At 61.7% G+C, this 15,590-nt stretch carries 12 protein-coding genes; 4 read left to right on the top strand and 8 right to left on the bottom strand.

Going from position 1 to position 15,590, the window contains the following annotated elements; genetic code table 11:
- Position 1: 1 nt before the first annotated feature.
- On the bottom strand, positions 2–586 hold the full coding sequence (locus tag SB822_RS01695) for a hypothetical protein (protein WP_410853885.1): 585 nt from the start codon (positions 584–586) through the stop codon (positions 2–4).
- 158 nt (positions 587–744) lie between these two features.
- Between SB822_RS01695 and SB822_RS01690 the strand changes: the two genes are divergently transcribed.
- Positions 745–1,443, top strand: coding sequence for a competence protein CoiA (locus SB822_RS01690; RefSeq protein WP_410853884.1), 699 nt, complete (start codon positions 745–747; stop codon positions 1,441–1,443).
- 124 nt (positions 1,444–1,567) lie between these two features.
- Here SB822_RS01690 and SB822_RS01685 read toward each other — a convergent pair whose 3' ends face one another.
- Both SB822_RS01685 and SB822_RS01680 read right to left on the bottom strand, forming a co-directional pair.
- The gene (locus SB822_RS01685) at positions 1,568–6,772 is read right to left on the bottom strand and encodes an AIDA repeat-containing protein (RefSeq protein WP_410853883.1); all 5,205 of its coding nucleotides are present in this window, start codon (positions 6,770–6,772) and stop codon (positions 1,568–1,570) included.
- A 213-nt stretch (positions 6,773–6,985) separates the two neighbouring features.
- Positions 6,986–8,305: an autotransporter strand-loop-strand O-heptosyltransferase gene (locus SB822_RS01680; RefSeq protein ID WP_410853882.1), complete on the bottom strand. Its 1,320-nt coding sequence runs from the start codon at positions 8,303–8,305 to the stop codon at positions 6,986–6,988.
- A gap of 425 nt (positions 8,306–8,730) precedes the next feature.
- On the opposite strand from SB822_RS01680, the gene SB822_RS01675 reads away from it, so the two are divergent.
- Positions 8,731–9,741 (top strand): hypothetical protein, encoded by a 1,011-nt coding sequence (locus tag SB822_RS01675; protein WP_410853881.1) that lies wholly within the window; start codon positions 8,731–8,733, stop codon positions 9,739–9,741.
- Between the two features lie 67 nt (positions 9,742–9,808).
- Complete coding sequence (locus tag SB822_RS01670) at positions 9,809–10,342, top strand: hypothetical protein (protein WP_410853880.1); 534 nt, start codon at positions 9,809–9,811, stop codon at positions 10,340–10,342.
- A gap of 99 nt (positions 10,343–10,441) precedes the next feature.
- Here SB822_RS01670 and SB822_RS01665 read toward each other — a convergent pair whose 3' ends face one another.
- From SB822_RS01665 to SB822_RS01645, 5 genes are all read right to left on the bottom strand, one after another.
- On the bottom strand, positions 10,442–10,912 hold the full coding sequence (locus tag SB822_RS01665; RefSeq protein WP_410853879.1) for a hypothetical protein: 471 nt from the start codon (positions 10,910–10,912) through the stop codon (positions 10,442–10,444).
- A gap of 248 nt (positions 10,913–11,160) precedes the next feature.
- Positions 11,161–12,123: a hypothetical protein gene (locus SB822_RS01660; protein WP_410853878.1), complete on the bottom strand. Its 963-nt coding sequence runs from the start codon at positions 12,121–12,123 to the stop codon at positions 11,161–11,163.
- Positions 12,124–12,327: 204 nt separating this feature from the next.
- Positions 12,328–12,639 (bottom strand): hypothetical protein, encoded by a 312-nt coding sequence (locus tag SB822_RS01655; protein WP_410853877.1) that lies wholly within the window; start codon positions 12,637–12,639, stop codon positions 12,328–12,330.
- Between the two features lie 150 nt (positions 12,640–12,789).
- A complete protein-coding gene (locus SB822_RS01650; protein ID WP_410853876.1) occupies positions 12,790–13,515 on the bottom strand; it encodes a hypothetical protein in 726 nt (241 codons plus the stop codon).
- A 165-nt stretch (positions 13,516–13,680) separates the two neighbouring features.
- A complete protein-coding gene (locus SB822_RS01645; protein WP_410853875.1) occupies positions 13,681–13,869 on the bottom strand; it encodes a hypothetical protein in 189 nt (62 codons plus the stop codon).
- Between the two features lie 1,105 nt (positions 13,870–14,974).
- Here SB822_RS01645 and SB822_RS01640 point away from each other — a divergent pair.
- Positions 14,975–15,364, top strand: coding sequence for a hypothetical protein (locus tag SB822_RS01640; RefSeq protein WP_410853874.1), 390 nt, complete (start codon positions 14,975–14,977; stop codon positions 15,362–15,364).
- Positions 15,365–15,590 lie beyond the last annotated feature (226 nt).

The following is a 15,590-nucleotide window of genomic DNA, read 5'->3' as shown; positions in this document are numbered from 1 at the left end:
CTCATTCTGCCCGCTTCTGCTGCACGAACGTTTCATGGTCCGGCCACTTGAAGCCATCTGCGGGGCGTAGATCCTTGCCGTTCACTTCCCGCTGTTCACCTGACGGGAACCGGATGAGCGCGTGACCCGCTTCCCGGCCCCGGCCGACGATCTCGCCCGCGACATCGTGCAACGCATGCCCGGGCGCATACAGCTTGACGTGATGCCCCACGCGCCAGCTACCGCAACCGATCTCGGCAGCGTCTTCGGGGCTGCGCGCAGTGAAATCCTGAAACCCGAGGCGCAGCAGCAGGTCGCAAAACGCCTTCGGCGACAGTCGCTCGCCATCCACTGCGGCGAGCGCCGCCATGACGTCACGAAACTCCTCCAGCAGGGCGAAAGCGTCGCCATGCACGCTCATGCGCGGGCACATCGGTTCACCGCTCACAGTGCGCCACTCCATGCCCATCTCGCCGCTGCCGACTCCAGTGCCAGGCTGATAGAGGCCAAAGTCGACGCGGTCGTCACAATCGCGGTCGGGGCGGCTGTTGCTTGCGTAGAAAGCCGACGCAAAATGATGAAATCCTCGCACTGTCTTTTCGCTCATCGTTGTGATCCCGTCTGGTTCTGCGGCGCACCGTACATGTGGTGCCCGACTGATGTCTGATTGTGGCAGTGAATCACCGTCAGGCAAGCAGTGCGGCGGCGCGGATTGCCGCGGCTCCTGAGCGTCTTCATAATCCCCCGATCGCAACCGGAGGTGCAATGCCCTCAATCGCTTTGACCCGCGAAGGAACTTACCTGGACGCGGACCAGGTGCCCCAATCGAGCTGGGAAGCATTGAAGGCGGCCTCAGTCATGGGAGATTTTCTGATGCCCTGTTGCCGCGCGCCCGCGATATTAAAGACCAGCCTGAACGGCGTGCAGTTCTTCGCGCATCTCGCCGACGAGTGCGCCACCGCGCCAGAAACAGTGTGGCATCGGGAAGGGAAGTCGCTCGTTGTCGCGAAACTCGCATCAATGGGGATTGATTGCGCCGAGGAGGTAACAGGCGGGCTCGCCCGGGACACATGGGAAGCCGATACCCTCTTTCGGGTGGGCAGCCGAACGGTGGTGGTGGAGCTGCAGCGCTCATACCAACACCTGCGCGACTACATTCGACGTCAGGAGCGATACAGGCGCAGCGGGGTCGAGTGTTACTGGCTCACGAGGCCGGAAAATATCCGGACACTGGTCAAGGCGACGTCGCGGGAGCGAATGAAACGGGAGTGGGGCGGCAAGTTCCCACCCGGGCAATCTTCATTCTCGCCGTTGCTGCCGGATTTCCCGGTCGCAATATTGGCGCTCGGTGAGCAAGCGGAAATTCACAGCCTCGGACTCGTGCGCAATACCGTTGAGGAATGGCTGCGAGCTATCGTAGAGCAGCGCTATCTCTACAACGACGGGCGTTGGGACATCAGATAGGCGGCATCGTGTCAAACGAGCGCGGGCGCCTTGCCTCGTCGTTTCAACCGAAAAAAACCGTCGCCCACTCTGACGCGGGCGACGGGGTGCGAAGGCAGGCCGGAGGAGACCGGCCGCACCTGGATTACCACTTGAACTGCACGCCAGCCTGGACGCCGTAGTCTGCGGAGTGGTCGCCGACTTCGCCGACGACCTTCCCGAATACCGACGTGCTCTTCGACGCCTGCCACGAGCCGCCCAGCGACAGGCGCAAAGCGTCACGCTCAGCTGGCGTGGAAGACGCCTGCCATGTCTGCGTCGGATTGCTGCTGAACGCGGCCGTTACTGCGTGGTCGCCACCATTAAGGCGGTGCTCCCACGACAGGTCCGCCGAGAACTGCGCGGGCTTGCCAAAGAGGCTGCCTTGCGTGCTCTCGAAACGCGTGCCCAGAACGCTCGACAACGCGTTATAGGATGCGTTTCCGACGTTCAGCGCGATGGCGTCACCGTTCTCGCTGAAGCTGTTCTGGCTGTAGTGGCCATAGCGAAGTCCGGCATACGGCTTTACCGAACCCACTGCTGCGTGAAGATCCAGTCCCGTTTCAACGTAGAGCGTTTCCGCCAGCGTGTCGAACGAGCCGTCGGCCTTGAGCTGGTCCGCGCCGACCGTCACCTTGCGATGCTGGTTCGTGTTCCAGTAGCCAAAGCCTGCCGCGCCCATGACGTACGCGGCCGTCGTCTTGGGCATCCACGCGCCATACAGCAGCGTCTGCACGCCGTTGACATGGCTATTTGCATCGCGCGAGTTGAAGCTGATGTCGTCGTTGTTAAATGCCACGGCGACACCCGCCTTCTTCGTCGCATCGATCGCATGCTCAAAACCGATCGCGATCTGTGCCGAGCTATCCTGCCAACCGCTCGCGCCTGTCGCTGCATCCGACGAGACGGAATCGTGCTGGCCAGCGGCACTCGCCCACAGGTCATTGCCGGGCTCGATCCCCGACTGGGTCGTATGCTGAGCAACGAGATCCTGCATCTGGGTCGTGCGGTTCATCGCGACCTGTGTCGCAACGGCCGCTTCATCACCGCTGAGCGAATTGAGAATGCTCGCGGCCTGATCCGAGGATGCGGAGATGAGCGCGGAGGTGAGGGCGTTGCCGCCACTCGTAAAGATGCCGTTCAGCGCGCTCGCCACACCATTCGCGTTGCTGCCAGCACCCGGCAGGCCAAATCCCTGACCAAGGAAGCCGGTGTTCAGTTGCAGTGAGAGCGCGATTTCGCCGACGTTGTACGAAACCGTCGGCGTGAGGTAGGCGAGATTGGTCTCGATTGCCGAGAACTGGCCGCTTTCCGCACCTGAGTACTTCACGAGCGTGTAGTGCGTCGCGGGCGAGTAGGCGCCCGGTTGCGCAAGAATACGCAGCGTCGAACCGGATGCCACGGACACATTGCCGTTCACGGTCGTCGAGCCGCCCGCAGTCGGGTTCACGGTGACCTGATACGTTGAGCCCGTGTCGAGCGAAAGGTTGCCGTTCACGTGCAGGCTTGCGCCCGGGGTGTCTGCGTGAAGCGTGCTGCCCGTCGTAATCTCGAGGTCCGAGCCGATCGTACCGACGCCGCCAACGTGTGACGCGATCGCACTCAGATGGTCCAGCGTGCCGTCGACGATGACAGTGGCCGAGGTCGCCGAGGTTGTCGTTCCGGAGCCGCCCGCTTCAATGTCTTGCACGGCACCCGGGAGCAACGTGGTACCGGCAGCCACGCCGCCAGAATGGACGATCTGGTAACCCTCGACGGTCGTCGACACCGCGCGACCGTCTGAGTCGACAGTCTGAAGACCGCCGGAATGCACAACTGCGTAATCCGACTCGCCGCCGAAAGCCACTTCCTGTAAGCCGCCTGAGTTCACCACCGCATTGAAGGCATAGCCCTCGACCGCACCGTCGACGTACTGGATACCGCCGGCGTTGATCGTCGCGTTGAACGAGGAACCGCCGCCGTATACGGCCTGCATGCCCCCGCTGCTGACTACGGTATTGCTGACGACTCCGCCTGATCCGACGTTCTGCGTGCCGCCCGCGGTCAGTGTTGTATCGAGCGCCGATCCGCCCGAGTAGACGTTCTGCACCCCAGCGGAACCGATGGTAGTGCTCGAAGCGACGCCGCCCGAGTTGACGCTCTGGATGCCATGTCCATTGATGGTCGTCTGATTCGCAACGACACCATCCTGGAGGATCATCGCTCCTCCGGAGTTGACGACCGAATTACTCGCCACGCCGCCAGACTGAACTATCTGGGTGCCTCCGCTGTTGACGACAGTGTCATTCGAGACTCCGCCCGAATGAACGACTTGCAACCCATCGTTGTTCACGGTCGTGTGGCTTGTCACGCCGGACACATAGACGTCTTCGGTGCCACCGCTGTTCACGGTCGTTCCGACAGCCGTGCCCGCAGCAAGCACGGCGAGCGTGCCACCGTTTTCGAGAACGACGTTCGTGGCGAGATGGTTGTGGATCGTGAAAGGCGAGGACACAGCGCCGGAGACATACGCGCCGTCGATCTCGATGTTCGTCGTCAGATGCACCGCACCGCCGGCGTGCTGCGTCACGCCCGTTGCGGTACCCCCGTCATTGACCGTCAGCGAGCCGCTGTTGTTGACCGTCGTGTTGCTCGCGGTACCGCCCGAGTGGACGGTGAGGCTGCCTCCGTTGTCGAGCACGACGTTCGTCGCGCTGCCCCCGCCGATCGAGAAGGTCGTGGACGTGCCGCCCGAGACGTAGACGCCGGAAACATTCGAATCGGTCGACGCGCTAATGCCAGCGCCCGCACTTTGCGTCACGCTCGTCGCCGTGCCGCCGTCTGCAACGCCGAGCACGCCGCCACTGTTCACAACGGTACCCGACGCCGTACCAGCGGACGTCACATTCTGCAGGCCGCCGCTGCCGACGGTGACGCTGGTCGCTGTGCCCCCCGAGCTTACCGTTTGTGTGCCGCCCGCAAGCGTGGTGCCGGTAGCAGAGCCGCCAGCCGAGATGGATTGCTGGCCACCGCTCAGCACACTTCCACCCGTGGCGTTGCCGCCATTTTCGACCACCTGGCTGCCGCCACTGTTGACCGTTGTATTGTTGGTGTTGCCGCCTGACTTCACGTCTTGCGTGCCCTGGTTGTCGACAATGGTGCCCGCTGCAATGCCTCCGCTAGAGACGTTTTGCACGCCGCCTGCGCTGACCGTGGTGCCGACCGTAGAGCCACCGCTTCCAACAGTCTGGACGCCGCCTGCGCTGACTGTCGAACCAAGCGCTGTGCCACCAGAAACATTCTGGTTGCCACCGCCGTTGATCACCGTCCCGCTGGTCATTCCGCCTGTGCCGACGGTTTCAGTGCCACCACTCAACTGTGTGCCCGTGGCCGCCCCGCCATTCCCGACGGTCTGGGTTCCACCCGCGGACACCGTCGAGCTGATGGCCGATCCTCCCGACGACACAGTTTCGTTTCCGCCGCCCAACACCGTCGTGTCGACAGAGGAGCCTGACGACACAACCGTCATCTGCCCGCCGCTGCTTACCACAGTGCCCGAAGCCACGCCGCCCGACACGACGATCCCGCCACCGGACTGAACGTTGGTGCCGGATGCGAGGCCGCCGCTGCCGACCGTCTGGTTGCCGCCCGAACCTACGACGGTGCCATCAGCCGTCCCGCTGTTGCCCACCACCTGTGAGCCGCCGGCCCCGACGGACGTCCCGACGGTGGTGCCCGACGTAACCGTCTGCGAGCCACCGCTTCCCACCACCGTGCCACTCGTAGCACCGCCAGACACGACGTTCTGCGTGCCACCTGACAAAACATCGGTACCACTTACGATCGCACCGGATGACACGTTCTGTGTGCCTCCGCTGCTGACGACTGTCGAGTTAGCCGTGCCGCCCGAGGCCACGTTTTGCGTGGCGCCGCTGCTTACGACAGTCGAGTTCGCTGTGCCGCCGGATCCGACGTTTTGCGTACCGCCTGCCCCTACGGTGGTCTGATCCGCAGTGCCGCCGTTCGAGACGGTCTGGTCGCCTCCGCTGCTCACGACGGTGCCGATCGATTCACCACCAGACGTCACCGTCTGTTCACCGCCACTGCTCACGACAGTACCGCTGGTCGTGCCGCCATCGCCGACGATTTCGGTTCCTCCGGATTTGACGATCGTGCCGCTCGCCGTGCCGCCCGATGACACTGTCTGCAGACCGCCGCTGTTCACGACCGTCCCCGTCGTTGCGCCGCCGTCCGATACCGTCTCGACGCCGCCCCCGTTGACAACCGAGCTGGTGGCGTTGCCGCCTGACACGATTTCCGTGCCGCCGCTGTCCACGATCGTGCCGGTCGTTGCGCCACCCGAGGACACAATTTGGATGCCACCGCTGCTGATGTGCGTTCCAGCACCCGGACCAGTGTCAGTCGACGACATATTGCCGATCACCACGCCACCGGCTGACACCAATTGAATACCGCCCGCGTAGATCGTGGCGTTGATCGAACTACCGCCAGCAAGCAACGTCTGGGAGCCACCGCTGGTCACCTGAGACTCGTAAGCCTTTCCGCCGCTTTGGACCTGTTGCTTACCGCCGGAATTGATGAGAGCGCTGATCGCTGACCCGCCAGATGAGACGGTTTGACTGCCGCCGGCGTTGATGACCGTATTGAGGGCGGACCCTCCTGCCGCTATAAACTGCCCGCCAAGGCTATTGACGACCGCGCCGACGGCCACCCCCCCGAGGGAAATAAACTGCTTGCCGTTTCGGTTGAGAGTCGCACCGCTATCAACGTTGGTACCGTAAATGAACTCGTTGCCGCCGAGGCCTGTACCGCCGCCAAGCGACGTCGCATACGCGGTAGAGCTGTCGTTGCTGGCCATGGTGAAGGTGCCGCCACCGGTGATGACGAGACCGCTCGCGACATGGTTGCCGACAGAGAACGAATGTGACGTGCCGTCGCTTCCATAGTACTCGCCAGAAAGCACGATGCCTGAAAGGTGGTTCAGCCCTTCGAGACCATTAACCGTCAGGATCGCTCCCTCGTTCTGGACAATGTTGGTCGCGCTACCTCCCGATGAACCGACCGTAGTCGGGCTGGACGTGAAGAGAGTGCCGCCGCTATTCAGCACGATCCCATCGGCATGGCCGCCGTCTCCGACCTGGAGGTTGCCACCGCTATTGATCGTCGTGTTGGTCACTGTGCCGGACAACGCGACGCTCATACTGTTACCCGCGTTCAGCGTCGTGCCGTTGGTGGTGCCGGAGTTCACCGTAACGAGCGCTGCGCCCGCTGGCAGGGCGCCAAGGGCCGCCTTGAGCAGGATGCTCGACATCAGGATCCTGACGAGTCGGGACAGGCCGGTTCGGCGCAGTCCAAAGCGATGGACGCAGTATTTGCGTCTGTACGTCAAACCTTTCATCAATGTTCCTCGAAAAGGCAAAAAGGCAGGGGAAAGGAGAGGGGGTGTTGTGAAAAATCCCTGTACGGCGAGAGGCACCGGCACAGGGACTCGTGAGGCGTTTGGATACGTCGATAAAAGGCGAAGCTAGGCCATGGGTTTGTCTGCCGCGCGGCGAGCGAATGACGGGATGCGCTTGATGGCGTTCATCACTTGCTGGGGCGTGATGCTGCGCGTGCATTCGAATTGCTGGGGCGTGTTCGCCTTGCGCGGGCACCACATGAAATCGCTGTTGCTGAACATGACCTTGGGGTCATTCCAGCAACTGTTGCATGTGTGATAGGACGCGATTCGATATGGCGTGTGGAATTCGTTGGTGGGGTGGGTGAAACCGCTGATCATGACGACGGGCACCCCGGTCGCCCACGCGAGCCACGACAGGCCGCTCGAAAGGCCAATAAAGAATTCCGCATGCTTCATCCACCGCGCGCGCTCGGCCAGTGGGCGGTCACCAGTTTCGTCCTCGCACCCGTGCGGAATGCGATTCACCATGACGCCCTGGCCGTGTTCTGCGTTTCGGTCGATGCAGATGACCCGGTAGCCATGTGCTTTCAGGAATTTGATGATTTCCCGCCAACCGCTCGCGTGGTTCCAGTACTTGGCCTGCGTGGTACTTTGCGTGGCGATAACCACGTACGGCTCCGCAATAGGACGGCTGTCGTCCGGCAGGTGCAGCAGGGGAGGTTCCTCCGTCGGATCGACGCCGAGGATGTAGCCTGCGGTTCGGTGCAGGCCAACGAGACGGAAATCGGACGGCTGGTGGTGGTTCTGCCAGTCATCAAAGAAAAGACCGATGCGGTACGTCGCATAGAACGCTTCGACGTTGACTTCTTCGGGCGTCCGGAACTCGATCGACGGGTACATGGGCCCGAACAGTTCGATCAGATTCTGCGCCATCGTCACGGTCAACCTGCACCCGTGGACTTTCTCGAACTTGGCAGCGTAGGGGAACCAACCCATCAGATCGCCCAGTGTGCCGACCGGGAACTGGACGAGGACGGGGCGATCCTTGAGGTCCATCCGGTGATGGAACACTTCATTGGTTACCTCGTTCGTCACTTCGAATTCGAAGGGAACGAAATACCGCTTCGTGCTCGAAGCGGCCCCGCTTTCCATGACCGACGACTGGAAGAGCGTTATGTCCGCCTCATAATCGCGCAGGCGAACACTCCATTTGCCCTTTTTCGGCAATACCACCCGCACCCCATCGTTGAAATCAAACCGCACGCCCCACTTGCCCGTTTGGGTCGGCGTTTTGGGTGCGCTGAGGAAGGGTGGCTTCACGAAGACGACTGGCGCTTGAGGCGTCCCATCTCCGGCCTTTCCTGTCGTCTGAGCTTGAGCGATCGCGCTATCCGCCGCTTCGGAGGCTTCAACTACGGCTTGATTCGGGGTGGGATGGTTCATCTGGGCTCGTCCTTTCGCTGTCATGTGAAGAGCGCCCACGCCCGGTCATCGTCACTCGGTACTATCGCCAGTCTCTTCGCGACACTGGGGCGATACGTGGGCACTTGTCGCGGGCTTCGTATCCTCGCGATTCGTCCCGAAAAGCATATTTCTCGAAGTATTCGAAACCTCTCTGAAAAACAGGACGGTTTGGGCGGTATTCAAATTTCGGCTCGCGAGCGGGACGGCGCGCGACTAATTTCACGGCTGGCGCGAATTAGAGAGCGCATTGCGAGATGGAAATGCTCGGTAGAGAGCGCGTAGAGACGCTGGACGGGTTTCGTGAGGAGCACGCAACCGAATGATTCCGTGAACCGCTTCGCTTTCCGATGCGGTTTTCTCTGATAGAGGGCCATGCTTGAGGTACAGCACCCAGCGGAGGAACGATGATCGGAGTAAAAGCAGATCCAACGACGACGGCGACGGCCGGCCTGTATATCGACCCTCGAATCGGTGGGCGGCGCGCGGATGTCGGGTTGTCGACCGACGTAGACTCGTACCTCGGTGATGTCAGTGTTCGTCGTGCGATCCACCGGGCGATGCGTGGTATCCGGGCAGGCGACCGCAGTACGCAGTTGGCTCGCGCGAAGCGCGGGCTCGTGGTGGACCTCAAGCGCCTGGGGATGCGGGTCTACCTTGACGACAGCGGGCCACTGGTGCATCTGACGATGCACGGCGCTTTCGGTACAGTTGCTGGAGGGCTGCAGGCGTACAGCTACTCCTATCGCATCGGTGAACCGCGCTTTCGGGTCCAGCGGTGGCTGCACGTGACAGCAGGCGCGCTCGCAACGTGTTTGAAGCGAAACAAGGCTAAAACGCTGGAGCACGTCCGCCACGAACTCTGCATCCTGATCGCGAGTGTGGCGCCCGTCGGCAACCTCGCACTGGCTCAGGGCTGGCCCAAAGTCGGCATTCCCACATCACACGGGCTTTTCGCTGGCGGATTCGCGCCTGGAGAGGGGCTGCGACTCGACGACTATCTGTGGATGGAAGGCGCGACGCGTGACGCCGAGCAGTGGTTCCTTTTCCACAGTGGCTTTCCGCTGGAAGCAGGGGACGCGCTGATCAGATCGGTCGAGGAAGCGCAACTGTATCGCGAGGACCGGCTGATGCCCTGGCTTGGCGAGGAAGGTGAGGATCTGTGGATCTTCGTTCCAGGCTCAGGTGGCCATCGTGTTCTGGCCGGCGCCATGAAGCACGCGTCGAGCTGGAAGGTGTTCGAAGCCCCTTTCGAGGAGCACGAGTTTGTCGACGATGCATGGTTGCGCGATGACGCCGGGATTGAAGACAATGACGACAACGTGCTGGCGGCAGAGGAGATCAACGGTCAGACCGCAGATGTGACCAGTTTGGGTGGCGCAGCCGGTTTCGAGCGAGAGCGAGATGCTGCTCTATGACGCTTTGGCACCCCACGCGGGGCATTCGGCCCGAGATGAGCTATTAGCCCTCGCATGCAGATCGGCCATGCTGCGGATCGGTATGCTCGCGCCACGGTCTTTGCGCTATGAACCGCATGCCATCACGGGCTATGCGGAGAACTGGAACCAGTTGAGCGCCGGCGTGAGAGCCGATATGCATCGGCTCGGTGTACAGGCGCGCCTGTCCGGTGAAGATATGCGGGGTAGTCCTTTCTGGCGACTGCTCGCGCATAAGTGGGCATACGAGCACGCGTTCGAGCGCCGGGCTCGAAAGACGATCCGCGAACTGGCGCCTGATTCGATCTACCGGGGCCTCGTGCAGGGGATGACTGTCGTGTGGCGCGGGTGGGAGATTGCCCTGACGATGCCAGACGCGCTCACCGATCCATGCTGCCAGGAGTCGGGTGAATCGCGAATCTGGGCGATATCGCCCACGGGCGCGTTGCAACTGTTTCGGCGCTGTTCGCCTGGCACGGCACGAGACATCTATCTGCACGTGATCACAAGTATCGCAGCGTCGCACGTTGGAGCCGCCCCACGCATGGCGACGGCCGAGCAGTCAGCGAGGCGCGCCGCTTGAGCAACGCGGTCGATATCCGGTTACAAAAAAAAAGCCCGCAGCCGTCAAGGACGGGCGCGGGCTTGTATCTCCTAAGGCAACTACTCTGAATCGCAGGGCTCAGACCACTACGCAATCATGCTGTGCGAGTTTCTGGTCAGTACGCTCCATCGTTTTGCGAATCCCCGCTGATACAGCGTCAAGCAGCGAGTAAAGGTTCCCGTGACGCTCACCGCGAGTAAGACTGAAGTAGACGCTCGTGTACCCGCTCCCCGGGCCTATCCCCACGATCTCGCCAGGTATCGCGATGCGCGACTGGGAGGCAAGACCGCGTGATTCGACTTCGATGTCGACGCAATGTTCGTGTGGCTTGAGCGCGACGCGCACGTAATAACGATCATCCAGCCATCCCATCAGGCGGCTTACCCCGTCCCTGAAGTTCGAATCGAAGGGCGGCTCGCCAGCGAGCGCACGTTTGCCGATGAATGCGAGCAGGGTCGTGAGGATGACCTTCGCCTGCGGTTCGCGTGCCGGTTCCCAAAGTTCCCGAGCCTGATAAACATGAGGCGTGGGTGGCGTATGTCCGTTCATGAGTACCTCCATTAGTGCCGCGAGTGCGGCGTTGCAAATCAGTGGAGGAGCGTCGTTGTGAAAGATATCCAGCAGAAGACATCTGTCACAACGGGCTTCGGGTACGCGTAGGTGGGCGCGAGCGTATTCGGCGAAAGGCAGCTACTCACCAGATGTAGGAAAACGACTCCGTGGCTCAGGATGAGCCCACGGAGTCGGGGGTTACGTCGTTTATGGCAGGTCTAGGATCGCCGGTCCAAGGCAGCCAGTCATGCGGCCGCGGGTTCGTTTGCTGCGGCGATCGAGGCGCGCCACGTGTCATGCAAGACGTGCACCAGCTCGAGTTCGTGCTCACGCAGATTGTGAATACCGAACACATCGAGTGTCTCGCCGGCGGTGTAGTGGGTCTTTGCGTGCGCATCCCACTGGATTACGAAGCGATTGCCGTCGAGTCCAAGGACTGCACCATCTTCCATCTGCACCGCAGCCCGCTGGATCAGCGTAGTCAGGTGGATCAGATCCGCCTCACTGTCGCCCGTATCCTTGTAGTCAGAGCGCACAGCCGCCTTCAGCGCCTCACGGCGTACCTGCAGCGTCGGATCGGTCTGAGCGATGGGCGCGAATGCATCGGCGAACAGGCCGTTGAACCGCATTGCACGTCCCTCAGGCGAGACCGGTTGAGCTTGCGGCAAAAAGAGTTTGCCCAGACGCGCGAACCAGTGGAGTGCCATGCTGCTGGAGGTTGCCGAATCGGTGCTATTGCCGATTACGCCGAATGCGCGTCGCGCCTCGCGTAACTCGCTGAGCGCTTCCTCCTCAACCTTCGCACGCGTCTGGTGTTCGATGATGGTGCTGAGATACACCGTGCGGGCGACATCGAGTGTTTCGAGCTTTTCCAGGATGTCTGCATTCCCGGCGATATCGTAGGTGCGGCTCACGAGCCCGGTGAGGACGTCCTCGACGTGTGCTGTCCCGATATCGATCAACACTTTTCCGAGACCGATCGGCACCTCGATGATCTCCAGATTCTCCGCCTTGATGAGGGCGAGGACCTGATTGAGCGCCTCACGGCGCGCACCGATGTCACGGTTCTCTGCGATCTCGTACGTCCCGTCCTTGATGCCGGACTCGATATCTTCGATCGTGACGGTGGCCATGTTCGCGAGCGAGTCCAGAATGCTACGCGTCAGGCTGATGTTGCCAGCACCGAGAACGATGATTGCTTGGGTCATGATGCTTCTCCTTTGTGTTTGCCGTTTGTGGGCAGTGGTTAAAAAGGAGAGCGCCAGGGCAACGCTCTGATGAGACCAGCCGTCTCATCGGAACGCTTCGGTGGATTGGATTGATATCGGTTTTGGCGTCGACGTGCGGCCAGCGCGAGCCGGCGATCCCCGAAGCCGTGCGCGCATCTCCTTGTAGGGTGATGCGCGCCCGCTTCAAAGCGCAGCGCAAGGACGACGCGAGCGGCGTGCAGCCACTGTGGTCTGGTTTTCCGTATGGCTGATGTCCGGGAAGAGTTGCATCGGGGCGAAGCTATCCGTCTTGCCGTTTTCAAGCTGCAAGATAATCAGGTAGCCACCGCCGTGCTTCAGACCAATGTTGGCGATAGCCTTGCCGCGCTGACCGGCTCGCTTGTCGCCGGCGCCGACGACATACCACATGGGTTCTTCGATAAAGGTCACATCTACAAACCGCGCGACAAGTTCCGCGATCGCGAGCTTGTTCTGCTTATTGCCTTGCTGGTTCATGTTTAGCCTCGTCTTGCCCGATAGGGCGTATGGAAAGGCGGGAGTCTGCTCGGCTGAAGCGCCTGGCTTCAACTCAGCACACTAAGGGCGGACGCGCAGGTGACGCGCGCGCCCCGATAAAGCATGGGGCGCGGCACGGATTTCAAAGGGTCACGCGGGTCTGCTCAACGTCGAAGCGGGCACATCGTCGATCAACTCGACCAGCCCTTCGTGGCTATAGACGCGGGGTGTAAGGTTTCCGCCACCTTGCGCCGCGGGCCTGTCCGTTCGGATGCTCAACCGGAAGTTGCCGCCACTCGTCGACTCCACGACCGCGAGCACGCCTTCGACAATGCCAACGGAGAGCGGGTCGCCGTTGTTATGCGCGGTGTAGCGGATACGCTTGCCGAGGATCGCTGGATTCGCGTAGTCGATTTCGTCGAATAGCTGCCGGTAGCCGAGCGCTACCTCTACGAAGTAGTTGGCGCGCGTGACGTAATCGCTGTCGATGTTGTCGCGGGAGACAGGCAAGCCCAACCCGGCGAGGCTGTCGCGAATCTCCGAAAGGGCCGCGTATGGATCAGTGTTACCGGTGACAGCGACGATCGCCCGGACTGGCTTCGGGTCGCCAGCCGTAACAGTGTTGACTGCCGGCAGGATGTCGGCGGCGCGATTGCGGAATGACACGAGCAGATTGATCGTCCGATCCACATCGCCAAGCAGGTTGTCCGAGCTCCCGTCCTTGAGCGCATCATGCCAGCTCGAGAGGATCTCTGACACCGCGACGCTAGCCGCGTAGCCTACAGGCTCGCGCGGGAAGATTGAGTCGGAGTGCGTCGCCTGGCCGATCGCCATCAGTTGCGTGATGACGGGCAACACTTCGTTGGTGGTATTCATGCTTTCTCCTGGCTTTTGCTCGAATGCGAGCAGTTGAAAACCGGAGAGCAGACGTGCTCTGGTGAGTCGCGAGGCTCATCACAACACGCGTATCTGGTGTAAGGGGAGGGATGATCCCGGTTTGCGTCCGCCAGGCAGGCAGAGGCAAACCGGTTGATTCTTTCGTCAGCCGCCTTCGTTGCTCGCGATCCAGCCGCCCGGGCCGTATTGGGCGTCGAGCTGGTCGGCGCTCAGACGGTTATTGCCGTCGCGACAGTCACCGTCGAAGCCGGGGGGGTGAAAGTGATTACAACACCCGCAGTCGATCACCTCGGCGAGCTTCGGCGTGCGGGTCGAGTGCATTGCGAATTTCATGGGGTTCTCCTTTCATGCTCGGTCAGAGCGATTAAAAAAGGAGAGAGCGGGGTGCGCTCGGATGAAATGAGAGTCTCAGCCGAGAGTACTCGGGAACCCCGAAGGCCGAGCCTACTGGCTCACGGATGTGCTGAATGCCGATCGAACGGCGTGGCGTGATTGTATCGGCACCTCGCGCGCTACCGCAAGCACGTCGTTCACGAGTACCGCGTACAGCGGCACGGGCAAATGGCGAAACGCAGCGCCCGGCACTGCCGACTTGCGTTGACGAAAACCCATGCGATGCTTGGACGTGCCATCACGGCAACCGCGACCAACGTCATATCAGGGGAGTGCGTCATTGCAGGAACAACCTTACCACCGCTATCCGATAACTCTTGTCCGACCAACCCGATGTGCTGGCGGCGCGTCAGGGATCAGGGTAGCCGTTGAGGCAGCGATAGAGGCGCACCGGCGTGAGTGCTGGTCGCTTCAGACGCGAGACCAGCTAAATCGCCGCATTACTGGCCGCCTGTTACCGGCGTTGCGCTCCGCGCGCCTTGTAGCGCGTTCGTACGCGAACCGTATCGGCTACTGTGTGGTGGCGCACGCGACACTTGTGCTGATAGACGGGTCACTGGAAGACTGGCGCTTCATGGCCGTAAGTGACGACTATGAAATTCAGTCCCAACGGTGTTGTCATGTCGCGAAGAGCGCGCTTGAGGGGTGGCACGCTGACGTTCGATCGTCGACGCTCAGCTCGGGATTGCCCGTATCGGCAGCGGTTGCGGCGGCGCGGCTCCGCGGCGCCCCCGAAAGGGCAGGCCTCTCCGACGTGATAGAGGTCAACGGAGGCCACTTTGAGGGTTCGTATGGCGCTGACGGGGCTCTGGAACTCGTCCGCTTCCATGTATCTGCCTCGAAGGCTCCCTATCCCCCGGCCGGCAGCGCTCGGCACGCGGATAGCGCCGTGCCGCGGCACGGCGGGCGCCTTCGTTAAAGAGCGAGCGCGTGCGCCGCTACATTCGATGCCAGCCTGACTTGCCTGGCGAGGACAATCGTTGCGATTACCTGGCCGTCGTGAACACGGCGCCCACACCGCAACTTTACCTGAAGGGGATTTCTGATGAACGATGCTACCCATGGCTCTGCCGCAACACCCGCAACACCGGAGGCGGGCGCCTGCTCAATCTTTGGTGCGTTCCGCAGAAGTCAGGAGCGGCGCCGGAAGGCGCGCCTGTTCGATGCTGTGAATACGCTCGCTCTCAGCCGCGGCGACACGGGCGGACTGCTCAAGCGGATCGACGAGAATCGGGAACTGTTCGAGCTGCTTGAGAAAGAGTGCCCGGAAGTCATCGACAGGCTGTGGTGGGTGGAAGGCTGGATCCGCTCAAACGACGCTTTCTTCGTCCAGTTGCGCGAAATCCTCGCGCTTGCGAATCCCCACCCCGAGCGGGCCTATCCCCGCGAATGGGCCGCTAACAGGCGTCCCGCCGGGCGGGCAAGAGCCGCATGAGCTTTGCGGATTTCCCCGGTCGAGAAGTCGACTAAATGCTCGTGGTGACCGTTTTCATACTCGCTGACACAGCACTCGCTGACACGGTGTCACGATCCCGGCGCGCTCGTCGCATCGTGCCTGGCTGCACACTGCTTGATGTCACAGGATCGGGCCTGCCGAGCCTGTCGCGGGCGAGCGCGGGAGGTGCCGAGACTGCGGAACGGCCGACGAAGCTAAGAAAGTC

It is taken from the genome of Paraburkholderia sp. SIMBA_054 (genome assembly GCF_046534875.1).
Taxonomy (GTDB): domain Bacteria; phylum Pseudomonadota; class Gammaproteobacteria; order Burkholderiales; family Burkholderiaceae; genus Paraburkholderia; species Paraburkholderia hospita.
This window is presented reverse-complemented; position numbering and strand designations above follow the sequence as displayed.

What these genes read in the sequence shown, in the direction of transcription:
- SB822_RS01650 (WP_410853876.1), bottom strand. Translation starts at nt 13,515, where the DNA reads ATGAATACCACCAACGAAGTGTTGCCCGTCATCACGCAACTGATGGCG.
- SB822_RS01665 (WP_410853879.1), bottom strand. Translation starts at nt 10,912, where the DNA reads ATGAACGGACATACGCCACCCACGCCTCATGTTTATCAGGCTCGGGAA.
- SB822_RS01690 (WP_410853884.1), top strand. Translation starts at nt 745, where the DNA reads ATGCCCTCAATCGCTTTGACCCGCGAAGGAACTTACCTGGACGCGGAC.
- SB822_RS01645 (WP_410853875.1), bottom strand. Translation starts at nt 13,869, where the DNA reads ATGAAATTCGCAATGCACTCGACCCGCACGCCGAAGCTCGCCGAGGTG.
- SB822_RS01695 (WP_410853885.1), bottom strand. Translation starts at nt 586, where the DNA reads ATGAGCGAAAAGACAGTGCGAGGATTTCATCATTTTGCGTCGGCTTTC.
- SB822_RS01640 (WP_410853874.1), top strand. Translation starts at nt 14,975, where the DNA reads ATGAACGATGCTACCCATGGCTCTGCCGCAACACCCGCAACACCGGAG.
- SB822_RS01680 (WP_410853882.1), bottom strand. Translation starts at nt 8,305, where the DNA reads ATGAACCATCCCACCCCGAATCAAGCCGTAGTTGAAGCCTCCGAAGCG.
- SB822_RS01655 (WP_410853877.1), bottom strand. Translation starts at nt 12,639, where the DNA reads ATGAACCAGCAAGGCAATAAGCAGAACAAGCTCGCGATCGCGGAACTT.
- SB822_RS01675 (WP_410853881.1), top strand. Translation starts at nt 8,731, where the DNA reads ATGATCGGAGTAAAAGCAGATCCAACGACGACGGCGACGGCCGGCCTG.
- SB822_RS01670 (WP_410853880.1), top strand. Translation starts at nt 9,809, where the DNA reads ATGCTGCGGATCGGTATGCTCGCGCCACGGTCTTTGCGCTATGAACCG.
- SB822_RS01685 (WP_410853883.1), bottom strand. Translation starts at nt 6,772, where the DNA reads ATGTCGAGCATCCTGCTCAAGGCGGCCCTTGGCGCCCTGCCAGCGGGC.
- SB822_RS01660 (WP_410853878.1), bottom strand. Translation starts at nt 12,123, where the DNA reads ATGACCCAAGCAATCATCGTTCTCGGTGCTGGCAACATCAGCCTGACG.